This window comes from Pantoea rodasii (genome assembly GCF_002095465.1).
In the GTDB taxonomy this organism is placed as follows: Bacteria; Pseudomonadota; Gammaproteobacteria; order Enterobacterales; family Enterobacteriaceae; genus Pantoea; species Pantoea rodasii.
On sequence record NZ_MLFP01000004.1, the window covers coordinates 29354 to 49989 of the forward strand.

Below are 20636 nucleotides of genomic sequence, written 5' to 3' on the forward strand. Positions count from 1 at the left end.
CGCGATAACACAATAGGGGTCCAGGATGCAGGTTTTACATGTCTGTTCAGAACTTTTCCCGCTGCTTAAAACCGGCGGGTTGGCTGATGTCGTCGGCGCATTGCCTCAGGCTCAGATTGCTGAAGGTATGGATACGCGGGTGTTGCTTCCCGCCTATCCGGACCTGCGTAAAGGGATTCCTGACACCGAGATCGTGGCGGAATTAAGCACTTTTGCCGGACCGGTCCGTTTATTACTTGGACATTTCAACGGTGTTAGCATTTATTTAATTGATGCGCCGGGATTGTATGAGCGTCCCGGCAGTCCTTATCACGATACGTCGCAGTTTGCGTATGTGGATAATTATCTGCGTTTTGCGCTGCTGGGCTGGATGGGCGCCGAGCTGGCCAGCGGGTTGGATATCCAATGGCAGCCGGATGTGGTGCATGCCCATGACTGGCACGCAGGATTGACCTGTGCCTATATCGCTGCGCGCGGGCGGCCAGCGAAAACGGTGTTTACCGTGCATAACCTGGCCTATCAGGGCTTGTTCAATGCGCGCCATCTGGATGAGATTCAGATTCCGCGCGCCTTTTTCGATATGCACGGTCTGGAGTTCTTCGGACAAATTTCGTACCTCAAGGCGGGATTGTTTTATGCCGATCATATTTCCGCCGTTAGCCCGACGTATGCTCTGGAGATCACCCGTCCGGAGTTTGGCTATGGCATGGAGTCACTGTTAGAACAGCGGCTTAAAGAGGGCCGGCTGAGCGGTATTCTGAACGGGGTCGATCCGGGCATTTGGGATCCGGCGCATGACCTGCTGCTGACCGCGCGTTACGACCGCGAAACGTTGGAAAGCAAAGCGGAAAACAAACGCCAGCTACAGATCGCCATGGGCCTGAAGGTCGATGACAAAGTGCCGGTGTTTTGCGTTATCAGCCGCCTGACCAAACAGAAAGGGTTGGATCTGGTGCTGGAAGCGTTACCGGGTTTACTGGCGCAAGGCGGCCAGCTAGTGCTGCTGGGCCAGGGCGATGCTGAACTGCAACAAGGTTTTCTCGCCGCGGCTGCCGAACATCCGGGCAGTGTCGGCGTACAGATCGGCTACCACGAAGCCTTCTCGCATCGCATTGTCGGCGGCGCGGATGTGATTATGGTGCCGAGCCGTTTTGAGCCGTGCGGCTTGACGCAGCTGTACGGCCTGAAATATGGCACGCTGCCGCTGGTGCGCCGCACCGGTGGGCTGGCGGATACCGTGCAGGATAGTTCACTGGAGAACCTCGCCGATGGCGTTGCCAGTGGCTTCAGTTTTGAAGACAGTAATGCCTGGTCGCTGCTGCGGGCGATACGGCGCGCTTTTGTTCTGTGGTCCTGTCCTTCACTCTGGCGTTATGTTCAGCGCCAGGCGATGGGGATGGATTTTAGTTGGCAGGTGGCAGCACAAGCCTACCGCGATCTTTATCAACGTTTGCTGTAATCAGAGATTGGGATACTGGATATGAATGCACCTTTCACCTATGCCTCGCCCACGCTGACGGTAGATGCGCTGAAGCACTCCATCGCCTATAAGCTGATGTTTACGATTGGTAAAGACCCCTCGATCGCCAATAAGCACGAGTGGCTTAATGCCTCACTGCTGGCCGTGCGCGATCGCATGGTGGAACGTTGGCTGCGATCCAGCCGTGCCCAGCTGTCTCAGGATGTGCGCCAGGTGTATTACCTGTCGATGGAGTTTTTGATGGGCCGCACGCTTGGTAATGCGCTGCTGGCGATGGGCATCTACGACGATCTCAATCAGGCGCTGGATGAGATGGGCCTCGATCTCAGCGATCTAATGGATGAAGAGAACGATCCGGGGCTCGGCAACGGTGGCCTGGGGCGACTGGCCGCGTGTTTCCTCGATTCGCTCGCCACGCTCGGTTTGCCAGGGCGCGGCTACGGTATCCGCTATGACTACGGCATGTTTAAACAGAACATCGTTGACGGCCAGCAGCGCGAATCCCCGGATTACTGGCTGGAATACGGCAATCCCTGGGAGTTTCAGCGCTTCAATACCCGCTATAAAGTGCGCTTTGGCGGTCGCTTGCAGCATGAAGGTGCGCGCATCCGCTGGGTAGAAACCGAAGAGATCATTGCGGCCGCTTACGATCAGATTATCCCCGGCTTCGACACGGATGCCACCAACACGCTGCGCTTGTGGAGCGCGCAGGCCAGCAATGAAATTAACCTGGGTAAGTTTAATCAGGGCGATTACTTTGCGGCAGTGGAGGATAAAAACCACTCGGAGAACGTGTCACGCGTGCTCTACCCGGATGACTCAACCTATTCCGGTCGTGAACTGCGCCTGCGTCAGGAGTATTTCCTCGTGTCGTCGACGGTGCAGGATATTCTCAATCGCCATTGGCAGATGCACGAAACCTGGGACAATCTGGCGGATAAAATTGCTATCCACCTTAATGACACCCATCCGGTGTTGGCCATCCCGGAACTGATGCGTTTGTTAATCGACGAGCATAAGTTCAGCTGGGACGATGCCTTCGAAGTCACCTGTCAGGTGTTCTCCTACACCAACCACACCCTGATGACGGAGGCACTGGAAACCTGGCCAGTGGATATGTTTGGCAAGATCCTGCCACGCCATCTCAGTATCGTGTTTGAAATCAACGATTACTTCCTGAAAACCATTCAGGACTACTATCCGGATGACTGGGATTTGATGTCGCGCATCTCGATCATTGATGAGAATGACGGTCGCCGCATTCGCATGGCCTGGCTGGCGGTTGTGGTTAGCCACAAGGTCAATGGCGTGTCCGAGCTGCACTCCAACCTGATGGTGCAGTCGCTGTTTGCTGATTTTGCGCGCCTGTTCCCCGGTCGTTTCTGCAACAAAACCAACGGCGTTACCCCGCGACGCTGGCTGGCATTGGCCAATCCGGCGCTTTCTGAGGTGTTGGATGAAACCATCGGCCGCACCTGGCGTACCGATCTCAGTCAGTTAAGCGATATCACGCCGCACATTGATTACCCGGCATTTATCGAGCAGGTGGCGGATGCCAAATTCGCCAATAAAAAACGGCTGGCAGAGTGGGTGGCGAAAAACCTCGATATCGTGGTGGATCCCCATGCGCTGTTCGATGTGCAGATTAAACGTATCCACGAATATAAACGTCAGCTGCTCAACGTGCTGCACGTAATCACCCGTTATAACCGCATCAAAGCCGATCCGACGGCTGAATGGGTGCCACGCGTGAACATCTTCGCCGGTAAAGCGGCCTCGGCCTATTACGTGGCCAAGCACATCATTCACCTGATCAACGATGTCGCCAACGTGATCAACAACGATCCACAGGTGAAGAACAAGCTGAAGGTGGTGTTTATTCCCAACTACAGCGTCAGTCTGGCGCAGATCATTATTCCGGCAGCGGATCTTTCTGAGCAGATTTCAACGGCGGGCACCGAGGCTTCCGGTACCAGTAACATGAAGTTTGCCCTGAATGGCGCGTTGACCATTGGTACGCTGGACGGTGCCAATGTGGAGATGCTTGAGCATGTAGGCGCAGAAAACATCTTTATCTTCGGCAACACCACGCCGCAGGTCGAGCAACTGCGTAAAGAGGGCTACAACCCGCGTAAATATTACGAGGAAGACCCGGATCTCCACCTGGCGCTGACGCAGATTGCCAGCGGCGTGTTTAGTCCCCAGGAGCCGGGACGTTACCGCAATCTGTTTGATGCGCTGGTGAATTTCGGCGACCACTACCAGCTGTTAGCGGATTACCGCAGCTATGTGGATACCCAGGATAAAGTGGACAAACTTTATCGCCAGCCAGACGAGTGGCAGCGACGTGCGGCGTTAAATATCGCCAATATGGGCTATTTCTCGGCGGACAGAACGATTCAGGAATACGCGGATGAGATCTGGCACATTTCGCCGGTGAGATTGTAAGGCAGACTACCTGAAAGCGTGGGAACTAACGCCGTCTGGGGTCGCTTTGGGGCTGGCGTCCTCGCGCCGCTGACGCGGTTCCTTCACTTCATTCGTCAGCCTGACGGAACGGCGGGGGAATGGCACATTCATGTGACGCCCCGCCTTTCGCCCGCGTCCTGCGGGCTATCCTGACAGACTCATTCTGTTCAGCGCTGCGGATTGCCTGCTCCAAAGCGACCCCAGCCTGCTTCCTTATGTGCGTGCTGTTAGAAGGGCTATGATCCCCAAAATCATTTGAATGGCAGGAAGGCGGCAAGTTAACGAATCCCCGAGAGCTTACTTACGTAAGTGACCGGGGTGAGAGAACGCAGCCAACGCATCTGCCGTTCGAAGGATGAAGGAAATTATTTTAATGTGATGCTTTTCACAATTGCATCTGCATCGCTCTGCGCCTGCTGCTGGTTATCCGCTGGCAGAGTAATTTGCAGGGTCAGCAGTTTGCCATCCACTTTTGCCAGGATCACGGAAGACCATGACGTCTGGTTGTTGGCTGAAATCACGGTATCCAACTGCTGAGCGGGCTGATCTTTCAACGTCACTGCTTTGTTAGAAACGACCTGCAACTGCGGATCGCGACCGCGCTGCTGCTGTTCCAGACGCTGTGCCAGCGCATCGAGCGCTTCATTCGTCGGGTCACCGGCAATCACGATGATGGCGCGTTGGCCGCTCTCATCCGCGTACACGTGCATATTGGTGGATTCAGAGCCGAGTTTACCGCTCTTATCAGACATGCCCGCAGGCAGGTTGAAGCTCAGTTTACCGTCCATCAGGTTGACCGTCTGAGCGGACTGGCTGGCGCTGGCACCGTTGTCACCGGCAGCCGCATCGTCTTTCTTCTGGTCACAGGCCGCAAGACCTAGCACCAACAAACCAATACCCGCATATTTCACTAAATTACGCATTCTTTTCCCTTTAATGATTCCAGTCAGGTGCTTTCCACCCGTTATAAAAACGGAATCGGCGGTCAAAAGCAACCGCCGTTCTGTCAGGAAATCTTAGCGTGCTGCGGCGTGGCGTCTATGTGCAATTAGCCGAAATTGACCTGGCGTTGACCTGAGCGCTCAGCCAACCGTTTCAGCAGGCTGTTCAGCAATACACCGTAAGCGGGCAGGAAGAAAATCATGCAGATCAGTACTTTGAAGCTGTAATCCACCAGGGCGATCTCCACCCAATGCGCGGCCATAAACGGGTCTGGACTCTTGTAAAAGGCGATGAAAAAGAAGGCCATGGTATCGCTGATATTACCGAGGAACATGGCGGATGCCGGGGCGATCCACCACTGCGGTAAACGACGCAAACGGTTAAAAACGTGGATATCCAGAATCTGACCGAGCGCATAAGCCATGAAGCTGGCGCTGGCGATACGTGCGACAAACAGATTCACCTGCTCCAGCGATGCCCATCCTTGCCATTCGCCCTGATAGAACACGCAGGACACCACGTAAGAGATAAACAGTGCCGGGATCATCACCGCCAGAATAATGCGACGGGCTAACGGCGCGCCAAAAATGCGCACGGTGAGATCGGTAGCGAGGAAGATAAACGGAAAACTGAACGCACCCCAGGTGGTGTGGAAACCGAAAATCGAAACCGGCAGCTGCACCAGATAGTTACTGGAAGTGATCACCAGCAGATGGAATAGCGATAGCCAAAACAGCGCATGCATGCGCTGGCGTGCAGAGAAATCAATCATGTCTGACCTTTTTGAGTAATGGGGTGAGGGAACCCAACAATCCTCTTCATACTTCGCGTTGTAGCTGCGTTGGCTGCGTTCACGTACCCCAGTCACTTACTTATGTAAGCTCTTGGGGATACGCGCTCTTGCCGCCTTGCTACAACACGAATTATTTCGAGGATTGAGCAATATAGTAAATCAACATCGTCATACTTCACGTTGTAGCTGCGTTGGCTGCGTTCATGTACCCCGGCCACTTACTTGAGAAGGCACCTGGGGATATACGCTCTTGCCGCCTTGCTACAGCGCGAATTATTGCGAGGATTAAGCAATTTGGTAAAAAACGGCGGCGATCTTAGCGCGTTGCGCAATTAATGCAATGGTTAATTTTAACGCAATCGTTATCGCCTTGCGCTGCGCATTTAGCGCGCTAGAATGAGCGCCCACCTTGAATGAAGACAGAGAATCATGAGCGATCCCTTTTCTGCGCCGGACCACACGCTTGATGCACTTGGCCTGCGCTGCCCGGAGCCGGTAATGATGGTGCGCAAAACGATGCGCACTATGCAGGCGGGCGAAACATTGTTAATTATTGCCGACGATCCGGCCACCACGCGTGATATTCCCGGCTTTTGCCGCTTTATGGAACATCAGCTGCTGGCACAGCAGACCGACTCGCTGCCGTACCAGTTTTGCTGCAAAAAGGCACGGCTTAACGCTGGCGCAGCAATCGCAAGGCATTGGCGGTGACCAGCGCGGTGGCACCGGAATCTGCCAGCACCGCCAGCCACAAACCGGTGAAGCCGAGCAGGGTGGTGACGAGGAAAATCCCCTTCAGCCCCAGCGCAATCGCAATGTTCTGACGGATAATCGCGCGCGTGCGGCGTGCCAGCGCCACGGTGCGCGGCAGAATCGTCAGCTGATTTTGCGTCAGCGCGGCATCGGCAGCTTCCAGCGCCACATCGGTTCCGCTGCCCATGGCAATGCCAATCGTGGCAGCTTTCATCGCCGGGGCATCGTTAATGCCATCGCCGACCATCGCCAGTGACTGCTGCTCACCCAGTTGACGCACCGCCTCGACTTTATCGGCAGGCAACAGCCCGGCGCGATAATCAATGCTCAGTTTTGCCGCCATCGACGCCGCTGCACGCGGGTTATCACCGGTCAGCATCAGGCTATTGATGCCCAGCGCTTTCAGCTGTGCCAGTGCGGTGACGGCTTCCGCCCGCAGCTGATCCTGCAACGCTAAGGTGCCGAGCACCGTCTCATCCTGCAACAGCACCACCACGGTTTTACCCTGTGCTTCCCGTTGCGCTATCGCCTGCTGCTGATCGGCCGTGAGCGTAGTGACATCGCGCGGTGCCAGCAGTTGGTAGGCCACGCCATCAATCTGTGCACGAATACCGCTGCCGGCCAGAGCTTGCTGCTGCTGGGCATGGGGCAGTGTGAGCTGGCGCTGTTCAGCCTCACGCACCATGGCGATCGCCAGGGGATGGCTGGAACCTTGCTCGACGGCCGCTGCAATACGCAGCATCTCCTGTTCATCCAGCGCACTGAAGCAATCGACCTCAGTGACCTGCGGTTTGCCGAGGGTGAGAGTGCCGGTTTTATCGAATGCCATGGTCTGGATACGGCTAAGACGTTCCAGCGCGGCGCCACCTTTGATCAGAGCACCCTGACGCGCGGCGGCCGCTAAACCAGAGGTGATCGCTGCGGGGGTTGAAATCACCAGTGCACAGGGGCAACCAATCAGCAGCAGCGTCAGGCCTTTATAGATCCACGGCAGCCATGCAGCACCCGCTAACAGGGGGGTAGCACCATCACCAACATCGCCAGCAGCATAATGGCAGGCGTATAGATGCGGCTGAAGCGGTCGATAAAACGTTCAACCGGCGCACGGTGGCTTTCGGCTTCTTCAATCAGTTGCAAGATGCGATCGATGGCGCTCTGGCCGGGCTGAGAGATGACCTTTAACGTGACCAAACGATCCACGCTGGTGGCACCCGCCATCACCGCTTCACCCGGCTGACGCGCAACCGGCACGGACTCGCCGGTTAGTGCGCTTTCATCAAAGCTGGCGCTGAGGATAAGCAGCTCACCATCGGCGGGTAAGCGTCCGCCAGCCGCGACTTCAATGATATCGCCGGGACGTAACTCAGCCAGCATCACCTGCTCACGCTGAGTGCCGTTCAAACGCGTAGCGGTATCGGGACGCAGCGCCATTAACGCCGTCACACCGCGACGAGCACGTGAAGCCGCGTAGGACTCCAGACGTTCACCCAGTTGGAACAGCAGCAGCACCATGGCGGCTTCGGCATGCGCGCCAATCACTAACGCACCGGCGGCGGCGAGGGTCATCAACGTTTCAATGCTGAACGGAGAACCGCTGCGCAGCAGTTTCCATGCGCTGTAAGCTATCGGCGCTAAGCCGATCAGCGTGGTAGCTACAAACAGGCGATCGCCCCAAAGAGGAGAAACCTGGCTTAGCAGCCAACTGGCGAGCATCAGCATTGCCAGAAGCAGTAAACCGGCATTTTCCTGCCAGCGGTTCGGCGCATCAGTTGGTGCGGGTGACGCGTTTGAAGTCAGCGTAAAGCCGACCTTCTTCACCGCCAGTTCTACTGCGGACCGAATGTCGTGATCGGCGTCTACCACCAGTTTTTCACTGGCAAAAATGACGCGCGCTTCCCGCACCTGCGGCAGTTGTTGTACGGCATTTTCAATTTTGCGCGCGCAGCTGGGGCAATCCATGCCAGCAATCTGCCAGCGATATTGATGTGAGGTTAGCGCGGGCCTGTCGCTTTCGGCGTCGCTCTCGCCACCGGGACTGCTACTGTCGTTGTCACAACAGCCGCAACCGCTTTCGGGTGTCGCGGGCAGGGCGGCAGAAATTTTTAGCGTCGTCGGTGAAACGCTACGAATGGCGCACAGCGGCTGGGGTTTGCTGTGGGATTTTCCACAGCGGCAGGAATGAGAATGTGGGTGCATGTGACCTCCAGGATTCAGTGCGGGCCAATGCCCGCACGTTGAATGCTACACTCTGGAGTCGACTCCAGAGTCAAGCAGAAGGTCAGCTTTTCTTCAATACAGCCACAGTGAACGCACAATCATAAAGTGACCGGCGAAGTAGCAGGCAGCCACAATGGCGCTATCGGCGCTGAAACGACGGCGATAATGCGTGATAAACCAAACAATATTGCCTAACAGCAGTAATCCCGCACCCACCAACAGTGAGAAGCTGTAATCCGTCGGACGGAAGAAGTAATTCTCTGCCGCCATCCAGTTCATCACCAGCGTCATGCCAATCAAGGTACAGATCGGCCAGCGTAAATCCTCCAGCTTCGACCAGATCACGCCAATCACCACTGCCCCAATCACCAGCAATGTCACCGGGATCGGCCAGAAGAAACTCATGGTCATGTGCGCCGCAAAGCTAATGGTGTAGAGCAGATGAGAGAGGAAGAATGCACCGAGTGCATAGAGCATTTGCTGGCGAGGCAGTAACGTCAGCGCATCGCCTACCAGAGTGGCAACCAGACCTGCCAGAATCAGGTAATCGGTGGTGTTGAGCGTGGGCGCTTGCCAGGCCCAGGCAACCAGCAACAGCAAGGTAACGGGTTTGAACAGCCAGCGCTGCCACTGCGGGCCGCGGTATGAAGCATCAACGTAAAGCCAACCGGAAAAAAGTACGGCAAGGAAAGACCAAAGCATGTTTTCTCCCTTTTCTGAGCGCAGTGCCAGAGTATTGAATTTTCCCAAAATCGCGATCTCAGTGTAAGTTACTGGCGGCGAATGTGACAATCGGTCAACTCTGGTTGTATGCTTTGTCGTCTTTACTTTCCCGACACTAACGCAAAGCGCGAGAGAAAACATGAGCAAACCACCGCTAATCTTTTTCATCGTTCTGGCGATTATTGCCGTTTTGGCGACCCGTCAGTTTATTAAACAACGCCGTGAAACCGCGGTGAATGATGCCTCACCGGTGCGCTCACTGAGCGTCGAAGTGAAAACCAAACGTGAGTTTCCGTCGCCCAATCGCCGTTCGCGCCAACGCGAAGAGATTGTGGCCGAGGATATGAAGTATGAAGCCTGGTTCCATCCGCTAAATGGTGCGGGGGATATCAAAGTGGTGGTGAGCGCCAATGATTATCATCATATTGATAAGGGCGCGAAGGGCGAGTTGAAAATGCAGGGCAGCCGCTTTGTCAGCTTCACGCCAGTGCAGTAAAAAGGGCCGCTGCGGCGGCCCCGATCGTTACATTTTCGGATAATGCTTCTTCTGCCACGCCAGCAGTTCAAACACACCAAAAAAGAAAATCTTCGCCTGGGTCGCGCCACTGAGTTTTGGCGCGTCTTTCGGCTGGGTGGCGCGCAGCAATACCAGCTGCAAGCCGTGCATGATCACCATGAAGAACAGCGCCACATGCACAAAGTAGCGCAGCGGTGTCGGGAAAGGATGCACCAGATTCAACAGCAGAAATGCCCAGACGCACAGCATCAGTAAACGTCCCAGATTAAGCCACATCGTGCGTCTCCTGTTGGCGTTGATAAAGGCGATAAGCCACCTGACCGGCAATCTTCTCGCGATAGAGATCCCAATTGGCAGGCGCCACTGGCGTGCCATGCTCGACTTCGCTTTCAACGTAAATCAGCGCGTTCTCCGCCAGCCAACCGTTGCTTTCCAGCAGCGTCAGCGTTTCCAGCAACAATCCTTTACGGAACGGCGGATCAACAAACACCACGTCGAACGGCTCGCCGGGTTGGCTCAGCCACTGCAGGGTATTGGTCTGCACGACTTTGCCTTGCGTCGCACGCAGCGTTTGCAGATTTTGCGACAACTGCTGGGCAACGGCGCGTTCCATCTCAAGCAGCGTAGCAGAAGCCGCATAGCGTGACAGCGCCTCTAACCCGAGTGCGCCGCTGCCGGCAAAGCAATCGAGGCAGCGCGCTTCCTGAATGTCCGGCGCTAACCAGTTAAACAGGGTTTCACGCACGCGATCGGTGGTAGGACGCAGACCTGCGCTATCCGGTACCGGTAATTTACGGCCACGCCACTGTCCGCCAATGATACGAATTTGGCCAGCAGCGCTGCTGCCGCGGGGGGATTTACTCATTTCGCTCACAACTCGTCATAATTTGTTGCGTAGTTTAACGGGCGTGGCAGGCAGAAGAAACGTAAAAAAGGGTGCTGTGGTGCGCTGGCTGGAAAGTGTTAGACTACTGAGTTGATATGGTGCGCGTAATTACCTGATTTTTACGCCGCTCACGAACAAAAAATTGAATTTTTTATCCCCTGGGAACAGCGTGCAACCGGGAATAAGCCATCGAGGAGTGTAGTTACACAATGGCAAAAGAGAAAAAACGTGGCTTTTTTTCCTGGCTAGGCTTTGGCAAAGAAGAAGAGACCCAGCAGCCTGCGGAAGAGCAGCAGCAACCGACCGACGCGGCACAACAGCCGATCGCTGAAGAGAGCGCATTAGCAAGCGCCGAAGCGCAGGCGGAAGAGACGGTTGCCGTCACGGAGCACGTGGCTGAAGAACAGTTGGCTCCGCCGGAAGCCGTGGTGGCCAAGCCGATCACCACCATTGAAGAAGAAGTGCTGCCGGAAGAAGAAATCCATCCGGATGTGGCGCCTATCGAAGAAGAGCCTCAGGCTGAAGAACTGATCATCGACGTGCCTGCTGAGCCCGTGGTTGTGCCGCAAGCGCCAGTTATCGAGGTTACGCCTGCTGAGCCTGTGGTTGTGCCACAAGCGCCATCTATCGAGGTTGCGCCTGCTGAGCCGGTGGCTGTGCCGCATGAGCCAGTTATCGAGGTTGCGCCTGCTGAGCCCCTGGTTGTGCCGCAAGCGCCAGTTATCGAGGTTGCGCCTGCTGAGCCCGTGGTTGTGCCGCAAGCGCCAGTTATCGAGGTTACGCCTGCTGAGCCTGTGACTGTGCCGCATGAGCCAATCATCGAAGACGCGACGGTTGAGCTTGAAGATGACGCGTTAAGCGACGAGGAACTGGAAGCGCTGGCGTTAGCCGAGACCTACGCGGAAGACGCCGAAGCCGAAGCGCAAGATACCGTCAGCGATTTACCGCTGGCCGCTGCGCCCATTGTGACGCAAGAGCAGGAGCGCCCAACCAAAGAGGGCTTCTTTGCGCGTCTGAAGCGCAGCCTGGTCAAAACACGTGAAAACCTCGGTTCTGGCTTTATCAGCCTGTTCCGTGGCAAGAAAATTGATGATGACCTGTTTGAAGAGCTGGAAGAGCAGCTGCTGATCGCTGACGTTGGCGTGGAAACGACGCGTCGCATCATCACCAATCTGACCCAGCAGGCCAACCGCAAGCAGTTACGCGATGCGGAAGCGCTGTACGGTCTGTTGAAAGCCGAAATGGCCGGTATTCTGGATAAGGTGGATCAACCGCTGGATGTGGGCGGCAAAGCGCCGTTTGTTATCCTGATGGTCGGCGTCAACGGTGTGGGTAAAACCACCACGATCGGTAAGCTGGCGCGTCAATATCAGGCGCAAGGCAAATCGGTGATGTTGGCGGCGGGCGATACTTTCCGTGCCGCAGCGGTTGAACAGCTGCAGGTGTGGGGCCAGCGCAATAACATTCCGGTGGTGGCTCAACACACTGGTGCTGATTCGGCCTCGGTGATCTTTGATGCTATTCAGGCCGCGAAATCGCGCAATGTGGATGTATTGATTGCCGATACCGCCGGTCGCCTGCAGAACAAAGCACACCTGATGGAAGAGCTGAAAAAAATCACCCGCGTGATGAAAAAGCTCGATGGCGATGCGCCGCACGAAGTGATGCTGACCCTTGACGCCAGCACCGGGCAAAACGCCGTCAGCCAGGCCAAACTGTTTCATGAAGCGGTGGGCCTGACCGGCATCACGCTGACCAAGCTCGACGGCACCGCTAAAGGTGGTGTGATCTTCTCGGTTGCCGATCAGTTTGGCATTCCGATTCGCTATATCGGTGTCGGGGAAGGCATCGAGGATTTACGGCCGTTTAAGGCCGCAGACTTTATTGAGGCACTGTTTGCCCGAGAGGAATGATTGGGATGATTCGCTTTGAAGAGGTCAGTAAAGCATACCTGGGAGGACGTCAGGCGCTGCAGGGGGTGGATTTCCATCTGCGCCCTGGCGAAATGGCATTCCTGACCGGCCATTCTGGTGCAGGTAAAAGCACCTTACTGAAGCTGATTTGTGGCATTGAGCGCCCGAGCGCCGGGCAAATCTGGTTTAGCGGTCACGATATTTCGCGTTTGCGTCACAGTGAAGTGCCTTTCCTGCGACGTCAGATCGGGATGATTTTTCAGGATCACCACCTGTTAATGGATCGTTCGGTCTATGACAACGTGGCGATCCCGCTGATTATTTCCGGGGCCAGCGGTGAAGACATCCGTCGTCGCGTGTCGGCGGCGCTGGATAAAGTCGGCCTGCTCGACAAAGCGAAGAGTTACCCGATCCAGCTCTCTGGCGGTGAACAGCAGCGTGTTGGCATTGCCCGCGCGGTAGTGAACAAGCCTGCGGTGCTACTGGCGGATGAACCCACCGGTAACCTGGATGACGCGCTTTCAGAAGATATCCTGCGCCTGTTTGAAGAGTTCAACCGCGTCGGCGTGACCGTACTCATGGCGACGCACGACACCGGGCTGATTGCACGCCGCAATTATCGCTTGATGACGCTGAATCAAGGACGCCTGCACGGAGGCCATGATGGTCAATAAACGCAATAAGCGCCCGGCAGCGCCGAAAGCCACGAAGCAGCCTTCGAAAAGCAAGGCGCTGAAAGGCGGCTGGCAGGAGCAGTGGCGTTACGCGCTGCGTGGCACGCTGTCGGATATGTGGCGTCAGCCGCTGGCGACGTTGCTTACCGTGATGGTGATTGCCATCTCGCTGACGTTGCCGAGCGTGTGCTACATGGTGTGGAAAAACGTCAGCCAGGCAGCCACGCAGTGGTATCCGGCACCGCAGCTGACGGTGTATCTGGATAAGGCGCTGGATGACAGCGCGGCCGAGAACGTGACGGCGGAGCTGAAGAAACTGGATGGCGTGGATAACGTCAACTATCTGACGCGCGAAGAAGCCCTGAATGAATTCCGTAACTGGTCTGGTTTCGGCGGCTCGATGGATATGCTGGAACAAAATCCACTGCCTGCCGTGGCGATTATCACGCCAAAGCTGAATTTCCAGAATTCGGACACCATGGCCAATCTGCGCGATCGCGTGGCGAAAGTGCAGGGCGTAGATGAAGTGCGTATGGATGATAGCTGGTTTGCCCGTTTAGCCGCGTTGACCGGACTGGTGGGGCAAATCGCATCGATGATTGGCCTGCTGATGGTGGTGGCGGTGTTCCTGGTGATCGGCAACAGCGTGCGCCTGAGCATTTTTGCCCGTCGCGATACCATTAACGTGCAAAAGCTGATCGGTGCTACCGATGGCTTTATCCTGCGTCCGTTCCTGTATGGCGGCGCGCTGTTAGGTTTCAGTGGCGCAGTGCTTTCGCTGCTGCTTTCCGAAGTGCTGGTGTTGCGCCTGCAATCGGTGGTGGCGCAGGTGGCGACGGTGTTTGGCACCACCTTTGTTCTGGAAGGTTTTTCCTGGGACGAAGGGCTGTTGCTGCTGTTGATTGCCGCCATTATTGGCTGGATCGCCGCGTGGTTAGCGACTGTACAACATTTACGCCGATTTACGCCGCAGTAACCAACAGCAACGTTTTTTGATATACTCTTCCTCTGCTGCCGACGATCTGGGAGCAGAGGAATCTTCCTATTTCCCCCCGCCGTCATCTGTGTGTAAAATATCAACTGCTATAATTGAACTTGTGGATAACTTTGTCGTCCAAGTAGCACAGATTGCTTTTGGTTTTTTAGCGACGTTGTCATAATGTAACGTCTGCGCAAGGAACTGTGCAGCAAGTCCATTGAATGTGTGAGGGTTTGAATGACCAAAGAAATGCAAACTTTAGCGATTGCGCCTCTGGGTAACCTGGAATCTTACGTCCGGGCTGCTAACAACTGGCCGGTATTGACGGCAGAACAAGAGAAGGCATTAGCGGAGAAACTGCATTACCAGGGCGATCTGGATGCAGCTAAGACGCTGATCCTGTCTCACCTGCGCTTTGTTGTTCATATTGCTCGTAACTACTCCGGTTACGGCCTGCCACAGGCGGACCTGATTCAGGAAGGTAACATCGGCCTGATGAAGGCGGTGCGTCGCTTCAACCCTGAAGTCGGCGTGCGTCTGGTGTCATTTGCCGTGCACTGGATCAAAGCAGAAATTCACGAATACGTGCTGCGTAACTGGCGTATCGTGAAGGTCGCGACCACTAAAGCACAGCGTAAGCTGTTCTTTAACCTGCGTAAAAGCAAGCAGCGTCTCGGTTGGTTCAACCAGGACGAAGTGGAAATGGTTGCGCGCGAGTTAGGCGTGAGCAGCAAAGACGTGCTGGAAATGGAATCGCGCATGGCCGCTCAGGACATGACGTTCGATATGTCTGCTGATGACGAAGCCGGTGACGGTAAGCCAATGGCACCCGTGCTGTATCTGCAGGATAAAACCTCTGACTTTGCCGACGGCATCGAAGAGGACAACTGGGATGCACACGCTGCTGATAAGCTGAGCGATGCGATGCTGAGCCTCGATGAGCGCAGCCAGCACATTATCCGCGCCCGTTGGCTGGATGATGAGAACAAAACCACGCTGCAGGAGTTGGCCGATAAGTATGGCGTCTCTGCAGAACGTGTACGTCAGCTGGAAAAGAACGCCATGAAGAAATTGCGTATGGCGATCGAAGCCTGATTCGTGTCAGATGAAATTGAAACCTGATTTGCTTCAGGTGAAAAACGGGGCGACTTTTATAGTCGCCCTTTTTATTTGCTCGAAACCGTGGCGGCGCCATTTATTGCACATCGGTCAGCAACACCGCCGCTACGTGTCCGGAATCAGCCATCGGTCAGCAACACCGCCGCTGCAGGCCAGCGCGATAAATCGCGCCGCTGCGCACCCAGCCATCTGCCTGCGCGCGAAATCCGCAGGCCTGCATAACGCCGCGCGTACGTTCTGATCGTCTTCACCGTCATCAGCCATCCACCAATCCGCCAGTGCGCTGTTTTGCACCATGGTGTCTTCCAGCAGATATTGCCCGACGCCACGACGACGCGTCACTTCACGCACATTGAGATGATAAATCTTCCCCAGCGTGCCACGAATCTCCAGCTGTAACGCAGCCAGCAGCCGGTCGTTAAAGCGAGCCGCGTAGACCCGGTGCGTCTCGCTCAATCCTGCCTCAAGTTGCGAAATATCGATCTGCGGCCAGACTTTAGCTAAATCTAATCGGTCCTGCGGCGTCAGCGCTGTGATGCGCTGAATAGTGAGCTTCATTACCCTTACCTGTACTGGCTGAAAGGCCATAGTGTAGCGAATTTAGACAGTCAGCGTGCTGTCACTGTTTTGCAATAAAAATAGGTCAAACGCCATACAGTTTGCCAGGATTATGGCGTAAGCCATCAATGATTGCTGAAAAAGGCAGCATAATGCGCTGGCAAGTTGGCGAAATTACGGCCATAACAACCAGACGATTCTGCTGTTCAACGCGACTAATACTGAATATGTCAGTTGATTTACAGAAGAAACTTCCTGTTTAATAACCTGAAAAATAAAGCCTTATTACCTATAAATGCCAGAAAAGTGCGTTAACTCATTATTCTAAAATCAGTTTTCCTCTTTGACTGGCAGAAAATAAGCCAACTCACAACAAACACGACACAACAGATGGGGAAGTACGCATGAAAATGAGTAAAGGACGCGCGTTATTGGCGGGTTGCGTCGCGCTGGCCCTGAGCCACGCGGCACTGGCAAAAGACATCAAAATTGCCATCGTTGGTGCGGCAACAGGCCCGGTTGCACAGTACGGTGATATGCAGTTTACCGGTGCTGCGCAGGCGATTAAGGACATTAACGCCAAAGGTGGCGTGAACGGTGACAAACTGGTTGGCGTGGAATATGACGACGCCTGTGACCCGAAACAAGCGGTTGCAGTGGCCAACAAAGTGGTTAACGACGGCATCAAATACGTTATCGGCCATCTCTGCTCTTCTTCTACTCAGCCAGCATCTGATATCTACAATGATGAAGGCATTCTGATGATCACCCCAGCAGCGACCGCTCCGGAACTGACGGCACGTGGTTATGCTGATGTGATGCGTACTACCGGTCTGGATTCCGATCAGGGCCCAACAGCGGCGACCTATATCCTCGACCAGATCAAACCAAAACGTATCGCTATCGTGCATGACAAGCAGCAATACGGTCAGGGCCTGGCAGAATCGGTGCAGAAAACCCTGAAAGCCAAAGGCGGCAACGTGGTGCTGTTCGAAGGTATCACGGCGGGCGACAAAGATTTCTCTACGCTGATTGCGCGTCTGAAGAAAGAGAACGTTGATTTCGTTTACTACGGTGGTTACTACCCGGAGCTGGGCCAGATTCTGCGTCAGGCAAAATCAGCGGGCCTGAAATCAGGCTTCATGGGTCCAGAAGGTGTGGGCAACGCCTCACTGTCTAACATCGCAGGTGACGCCTCAGAAGGTCTGTTTGTGACCTTGCCGAAGCGTTATGACCAATTGCCAGAGAACAAGGCGATTGTTGAAGCGATCAAAACCAATACGGCCTCTAACCGTAAAGATCCAACCGGTCCGTTCGTATGGACCACCTACGCTGCGATTCAGTCACTGGTTGCGGGTATTGAACGCAGCAAAAGCGACGAACCCGATGCGATTGCCAAGAATCTGAAAGAAGGCGCAGCGGTGCCAACGGTGATGGGCAACCTGAACTGGGATCAGAAAGGCGACTTGAAGGGCTTCGAATTTGGTGTCTTCAAATGGCATAAAGACGGTTCTTCTACCGCAGTGAAGTAATTCCGCCCAATGCATCACGCAGTAAGCATGTAGGGGCGGCCTTGTGGCCGCCCTTTATCAAATCCGGTTTATTTAACGCATTTTGCGCTAACCGATCACGGACGTGTTTTTAAGGTACTTGTTATGTCCGAGCAGTTTCTCTATTTCATTCAGCAGATGTTTAACGGGGTCACCCTCGGAAGCACCTACGCGCTGATCGCCATCGGTTACACCATGGTTTACGGCATCATCGGCATGATCAACTTCGCCCACGGCGAGGTGTATATGATCGGCAGTTATGTCTCCTTTATTGTGATTGCCGCCCTGATGATGATGGGTATCGATACCACGTGGCTGATGATCGCCGCCGGTTTCGTGATGGCGGTAATTATCTCCAGCGCCTACGGCTGGAGCATCGAGCGCGTGGCGTATCGACCCGTGCGCTCCTCCAAGCGCTTGATCGCGCTGATCTCGGCTATCGGGATGTCGATCTTCCTGCAGAACTACGTCAGCCTGACGCAAGGTTCGCGCGATCTGGCCCTGCCAAGCCTGGTCACCGGCCAGTGGACGCTGGGCGAGAGCAACGGTTTTGCCGCCACGCTCTCCACCATGCAGCTGGTGATTTGGGTAGTGACTTTCCTGTCGATGCTGGCGCTGACGCTGTTCATTCGCTATTCGCGTATGGGCCGTGCGTGTCGCGCCTGTGCGGAAGACCTGAAAATGGCCAGCCTGCTGGGTATTAACACTGACCGCGTGATTTCACTGACCTTTATCATTGGTGCCGCGATGGCAGCGGTGGCGGGCGTGTTGCTGGGCCAATTCTACGGCTCGATTAACCCGTTCATCGGCTTTATGGCTGGGATGAAGGCGTTTACTGCTGCGGTATTGGGCGGTATCGGCAGTATTCCGGGCGCGATGATTGGTGGTCTGGTGCTGGGTATTGCAGAAGCGCTGACCTCGGCTTATCTGTCGACTGAATACAAAGATGTGGTGTCGTTCGCGCTGTTGATTGTAGTGCTGCTGGTGATGCCTACCGGGATTCTGGGCCGTCCGGAGGTAGAGAAAGTATGAAACGCCTCGGTCTGGTCAACGCCGTTATCTCTACGGTGATGTTACTGATTCTCGCCACCTTCTTTATGGGCGTCCGTCTCGATCTGGATGGCACCAAATTAGTGGTCGCCAACGCTGGTGCGGCGCGCTGGAACTGGATTTTCATCGGCTGTGCGGTGGTGTTTGTCTTCCAGCTGTTACGCCCGCTGTTCCACGGCAAATTCAAGCGCAGCGGTAAGCCTCTGGTATTGCCTGGCTTTGATGGCTCAACGCCGAAGCAAAAGCTGGTGATGGCGCTGGTGATTGCCGCTGCGGTGCTGTGGCCGTTCCTGGTGTCGCGCGGCAGCGTGGATATCGCCACCTTAACGCTGATCTACGTGATGTTGGGTCTCGGCCTTAATGTAGTGGTCGGTCTTTCTGGCCTGCTGGTGCTGGGCTATGGCGGTTTCTATGCCATCGGCGCTTACACCTTTGCGCTGCTCAATCACTATTACGGCTTTGGTTTCTGGGAAAGTCTGCCGCTGGCGGGGCTTGTTGCGGGCGCATTTGGCTTGCTGCTCGGCTTCCCGGTGCTGCGTTTGCGCGGTGACTATCTGGCGATTGTGACGCTCGGCTTCGGTGAAATCGTGCGTATTCTGCTGCTCAACAGCACTTCGATCACCGGCGGTCCGAACGGTATCGCGCAGATTCCGAAACCGAGCCTGTTCGGCATTGAGTTTGGACGTCGCGTCAGTGAAGGTGGCTGGACTACTTCCATGAGCTAACGGGTCTGCAATACGATCCTAACCATCGCGTGATTTTCCTCTATCTGGTGGCGCTGCTGCTGGTGGTGCTGACGTTGTTCGTCATCAACCGTTTGCTGCGCATGCCGTTGGGCCGCGCGTGGGAAGCGCTGCGCGAGGATGAAATTGCCTGTCGCTCGCTGGGCCTCAGCCCGACGCGTATCAAATTGACCGCTTTCACCATCAGCGCCGTGTTCGCCGGTTTTGCCGGTACGCTGTTTGCGGCGCGCCAGGGCTTTGTCAGTCCGGAATCCTTTACCTTCGTCGAATCGGCCTTTGTGCTGGCGATTGTGGTGCTGGGCGGCATGGGTTCACAGCTGGCGGTGATTCTCGCGGCAGTGCTGCTGGTGGTCTCACGTGAGCTGATGCGCGATCTCAATGAGTACAGCATGCTGGTGCTGGGTGGTTTGATGGTGCTGATGATGATCTGGCGTCCGCAGGGGCTGCTGCCGATGAAGCGTCCACACCTGAAGTTGAAAAGCAGTAAACAAGGAGAGCAGGCATGAGCCAGCCTTTATTAGCCGTTGAAGGCTTGATGATGCGCTTTGGCGGTCTGTTGGCCGTCAATAATGTGGCGCTGGAACTGCATCCTCAGGAAATCGTGTCACTGATTGGTCCAAACGGTGCCGGTAAAACCACGGTGTTTAACTGCCTCACCGGCTTTTACAAGCCGACCGGCGGCACCATCAAGCTGCGCGATCAGGAGTTGCAGGGCCAGCCAGGCCAGAAGATTGCGCGCATGGGCATCGTGCGTACTTTCCAGCACGTGCGTCTGTTCCGTGAGATGACGGTGATTGAAAACCTGCTAGTGGCGCAGCATCAGCACCTGAAAAGCGGGGTGTTCTCCGGCCTGTTTAAAACCCCGGCGTTCCGTCGCGGTGAGAGTGAAGCGCTGGATCGTGCCGCCACCTGGCTGGAGCGCATCGGCTTACTGGAGCTGGCTAACCGTCAGGCGGGTAATCTGGCTTATGGCCAGCAACGCCGTCTGGAGATTGCGCGCTGTATGGTAACGCGTCCGGAAATCCTGATGCTCGATGAGCCCGCCGCTGGACTTAACCCGCGTGAAACTCATGAGCTGGACGAACTGATTGCCGAACTGCGCGGTGAGCACAAGGTCTCGGTGCTGTTGATTGAACACGATATGAAGCTGGTGATGGGCATTTCTGACCGCATTTATGTGGTGAACCAGGGAACGCCGCTGGCTAACGGTACGCCGGAAGAAGTGCGTAACAATCCGGATGTAATCCGTGCTTATTTAGGTGAGGCGTAA

The 20636-nt window shown here is 55.4% G+C and carries 16 protein-coding genes and 3 pseudogenes; 12 read left to right on the forward strand and 7 right to left on the reverse strand.

Going from position 1 to position 20636, the window contains the following annotated elements; all coding sequences use genetic code 11:
- The first annotated feature begins 25 nt into the window (after positions 1-25).
- Positions 26-1459 (forward strand): glycogen synthase GlgA, encoded by a 1434-nt coding sequence (gene glgA / locus HA45_RS06620; protein ID WP_100704234.1) that lies wholly within the window; start codon positions 26-28, stop codon positions 1457-1459.
- 21 nt (positions 1460-1480) lie between these two features.
- Entirely contained in the window at positions 1481-3928 is a 2448-nt protein-coding gene (gene glgP / locus HA45_RS06625; protein ID WP_100704235.1) for a glycogen phosphorylase, read from the forward strand.
- A 386-nt stretch (positions 3929-4314) separates the two neighbouring features.
- Here the strand turns inward: glgP and HA45_RS06630 are convergent, their stop codons facing one another.
- The gene (locus HA45_RS06630; RefSeq protein ID WP_100704236.1) at positions 4315-4872 is read right to left on the reverse strand and encodes a DcrB family lipoprotein; all 558 of its coding nucleotides are present in this window, start codon (positions 4870-4872) and stop codon (positions 4315-4317) included.
- A 125-nt stretch (positions 4873-4997) separates the two neighbouring features.
- Positions 4998-5663, reverse strand: a complete 666-nt coding sequence (locus tag HA45_RS06635; RefSeq protein ID WP_100704237.1) for a 7-cyano-7-deazaguanine/7-aminomethyl-7-deazaguanine transporter — start codon at positions 5661-5663, stop codon at positions 4998-5000.
- Positions 5664-6113: 450 nt separating this feature from the next.
- On the opposite strand from HA45_RS06635, the gene tusA reads away from it, so the two are divergent.
- Positions 6114-6395, forward strand: coding sequence for a sulfurtransferase TusA (gene tusA / locus HA45_RS06640; protein ID WP_128598907.1), 282 nt, complete (start codon positions 6114-6116; stop codon positions 6393-6395).
- Here the strand turns inward: tusA and HA45_RS06645 are convergent.
- Positions 6358-8633 (reverse strand): annotated as a pseudogene (locus HA45_RS06645) (zinc/cadmium/mercury/lead-transporting ATPase). The gene tusA and the pseudogene HA45_RS06645 overlap by 38 nt on opposite strands.
- Before the next feature lie 93 nt (positions 8634-8726).
- Complete coding sequence (locus HA45_RS06650) at positions 8727-9356, reverse strand: lysoplasmalogenase (protein WP_100704241.1); 630 nt, start codon at positions 9354-9356, stop codon at positions 8727-8729.
- 160 nt (positions 9357-9516) lie between these two features.
- Between HA45_RS06650 and HA45_RS06655 the strand changes: the two genes are divergently transcribed.
- Complete coding sequence (locus HA45_RS06655; RefSeq protein ID WP_100704242.1) at positions 9517-9873, forward strand: DUF2500 domain-containing protein; 357 nt, start codon at positions 9517-9519, stop codon at positions 9871-9873.
- Between the two features lie 27 nt (positions 9874-9900).
- Here HA45_RS06655 and HA45_RS06660 read toward each other — a convergent pair whose 3' ends face one another.
- Together HA45_RS06660 and rsmD are read right to left on the reverse strand one after the other, a co-directional pair.
- A complete protein-coding gene (locus tag HA45_RS06660; protein WP_100704243.1) occupies positions 9901-10170 on the reverse strand; it encodes a DUF1145 family protein in 270 nt (89 codons plus the stop codon).
- Positions 10160-10759 carry a 16S rRNA (guanine(966)-N(2))-methyltransferase gene (gene rsmD / locus HA45_RS06665; protein ID WP_100704244.1) on the reverse strand — a complete coding sequence of 200 codons (600 nt, stop codon included), beginning with the start codon at positions 10757-10759 and terminating at the stop codon, positions 10160-10162. The genes HA45_RS06660 and rsmD overlap by 11 nt, the downstream gene beginning before the upstream one ends.
- Before the next feature lie 230 nt (positions 10760-10989).
- Here rsmD and ftsY point away from each other — a divergent pair, with 230 nt between their 5' ends.
- The 4 genes from ftsY to rpoH all read left to right on the forward strand — a co-directional run bounded on the left by ftsY (position 10990) and on the right by rpoH (position 15441).
- Positions 10990-12693, forward strand: coding sequence for a signal recognition particle-docking protein FtsY (gene ftsY / locus HA45_RS06670; protein WP_100704245.1), 1704 nt, complete (start codon positions 10990-10992; stop codon positions 12691-12693).
- Positions 12694-12698: 5 nt separating this feature from the next.
- Positions 12699-13367: a cell division ATP-binding protein FtsE gene (gene ftsE, locus HA45_RS06675; RefSeq protein ID WP_100704246.1), complete on the forward strand. Its 669-nt coding sequence runs from the start codon at positions 12699-12701 to the stop codon at positions 13365-13367.
- A complete protein-coding gene (gene ftsX, locus HA45_RS06680; protein ID WP_100704247.1) occupies positions 13357-14343 on the forward strand; it encodes a permease-like cell division protein FtsX in 987 nt (328 codons plus the stop codon). Before ftsE ends, ftsX begins: the two co-directional genes overlap by 11 nt.
- Before the next feature lie 240 nt (positions 14344-14583).
- Positions 14584-15441, forward strand: a complete 858-nt coding sequence (rpoH, locus tag HA45_RS06685) for an RNA polymerase sigma factor RpoH (RefSeq protein ID WP_100704248.1) — start codon at positions 14584-14586, stop codon at positions 15439-15441.
- Positions 15442-15595: 154 nt separating this feature from the next.
- Here the strand turns inward: rpoH and panM are convergent.
- Positions 15596-16023, reverse strand: a pseudogene (gene panM, locus HA45_RS06695) (aspartate 1-decarboxylase autocleavage activator PanM).
- Between the two features lie 404 nt (positions 16024-16427).
- On the opposite strand from panM, the gene HA45_RS06700 reads away from it, so the two are divergent.
- From HA45_RS06700 to livG, 4 genes and pseudogenes are all read left to right on the forward strand, one after another.
- Positions 16428-17555: a branched-chain amino acid ABC transporter substrate-binding protein gene (locus HA45_RS06700; RefSeq protein ID WP_100704250.1), complete on the forward strand. Its 1128-nt coding sequence runs from the start codon at positions 16428-16430 to the stop codon at positions 17553-17555.
- Between the two features lie 123 nt (positions 17556-17678).
- Positions 17679-18605, forward strand: coding sequence for a high-affinity branched-chain amino acid ABC transporter permease LivH (livH, locus tag HA45_RS06705; protein WP_100704251.1), 927 nt, complete (start codon positions 17679-17681; stop codon positions 18603-18605).
- Positions 18602-19872 (forward strand): annotated as a pseudogene (locus HA45_RS06710) (high-affinity branched-chain amino acid ABC transporter permease LivM). Before livH ends, HA45_RS06710 begins: the two are co-directional and overlap by 4 nt.
- Complete coding sequence (gene livG, locus HA45_RS06715) at positions 19869-20636, forward strand: high-affinity branched-chain amino acid ABC transporter ATP-binding protein LivG (protein ID WP_038643684.1); 768 nt, start codon at positions 19869-19871, stop codon at positions 20634-20636. Before HA45_RS06710 ends, livG begins: the two are co-directional and overlap by 4 nt.

Coding starts and splice junctions, on each gene's coding strand:
- glgA (WP_100704234.1), top strand. CDS start 26: ATGCAGGTTTTACATGTCTGTTCAGAACTTTTCCCGCTGCTTAAAACC.
- glgP (WP_100704235.1), top strand. CDS start 1,481: ATGAATGCACCTTTCACCTATGCCTCGCCCACGCTGACGGTAGATGCG.
- HA45_RS06630 (WP_100704236.1), bottom strand. CDS start 4,872: ATGCGTAATTTAGTGAAATATGCGGGTATTGGTTTGTTGGTGCTAGGT.
- HA45_RS06635 (WP_100704237.1), bottom strand. CDS start 5,663: ATGATTGATTTCTCTGCACGCCAGCGCATGCATGCGCTGTTTTGGCTA.
- tusA (WP_128598907.1), top strand. CDS start 6,114: ATGAGCGATCCCTTTTCTGCGCCGGACCACACGCTTGATGCACTTGGC.
- HA45_RS06650 (WP_100704241.1), bottom strand. CDS start 9,356: ATGCTTTGGTCTTTCCTTGCCGTACTTTTTTCCGGTTGGCTTTACGTT.
- HA45_RS06655 (WP_100704242.1), top strand. CDS start 9,517: ATGAGCAAACCACCGCTAATCTTTTTCATCGTTCTGGCGATTATTGCC.
- HA45_RS06660 (WP_100704243.1), bottom strand. CDS start 10,170: ATGTGGCTTAATCTGGGACGTTTACTGATGCTGTGCGTCTGGGCATTT.
- rsmD (WP_100704244.1), bottom strand. CDS start 10,759: ATGAGTAAATCCCCCCGCGGCAGCAGCGCTGCTGGCCAAATTCGTATC.
- ftsY (WP_100704245.1), top strand. CDS start 10,990: ATGGCAAAAGAGAAAAAACGTGGCTTTTTTTCCTGGCTAGGCTTTGGC.
- ftsE (WP_100704246.1), top strand. CDS start 12,699: ATGATTCGCTTTGAAGAGGTCAGTAAAGCATACCTGGGAGGACGTCAG.
- ftsX (WP_100704247.1), top strand. CDS start 13,357: ATGGTCAATAAACGCAATAAGCGCCCGGCAGCGCCGAAAGCCACGAAG.
- rpoH (WP_100704248.1), top strand. CDS start 14,584: ATGACCAAAGAAATGCAAACTTTAGCGATTGCGCCTCTGGGTAACCTG.
- HA45_RS06700 (WP_100704250.1), top strand. CDS start 16,428: ATGAAAATGAGTAAAGGACGCGCGTTATTGGCGGGTTGCGTCGCGCTG.
- livH (WP_100704251.1), top strand. CDS start 17,679: ATGTCCGAGCAGTTTCTCTATTTCATTCAGCAGATGTTTAACGGGGTC.
- livG (WP_038643684.1), top strand. CDS start 19,869: ATGAGCCAGCCTTTATTAGCCGTTGAAGGCTTGATGATGCGCTTTGGC.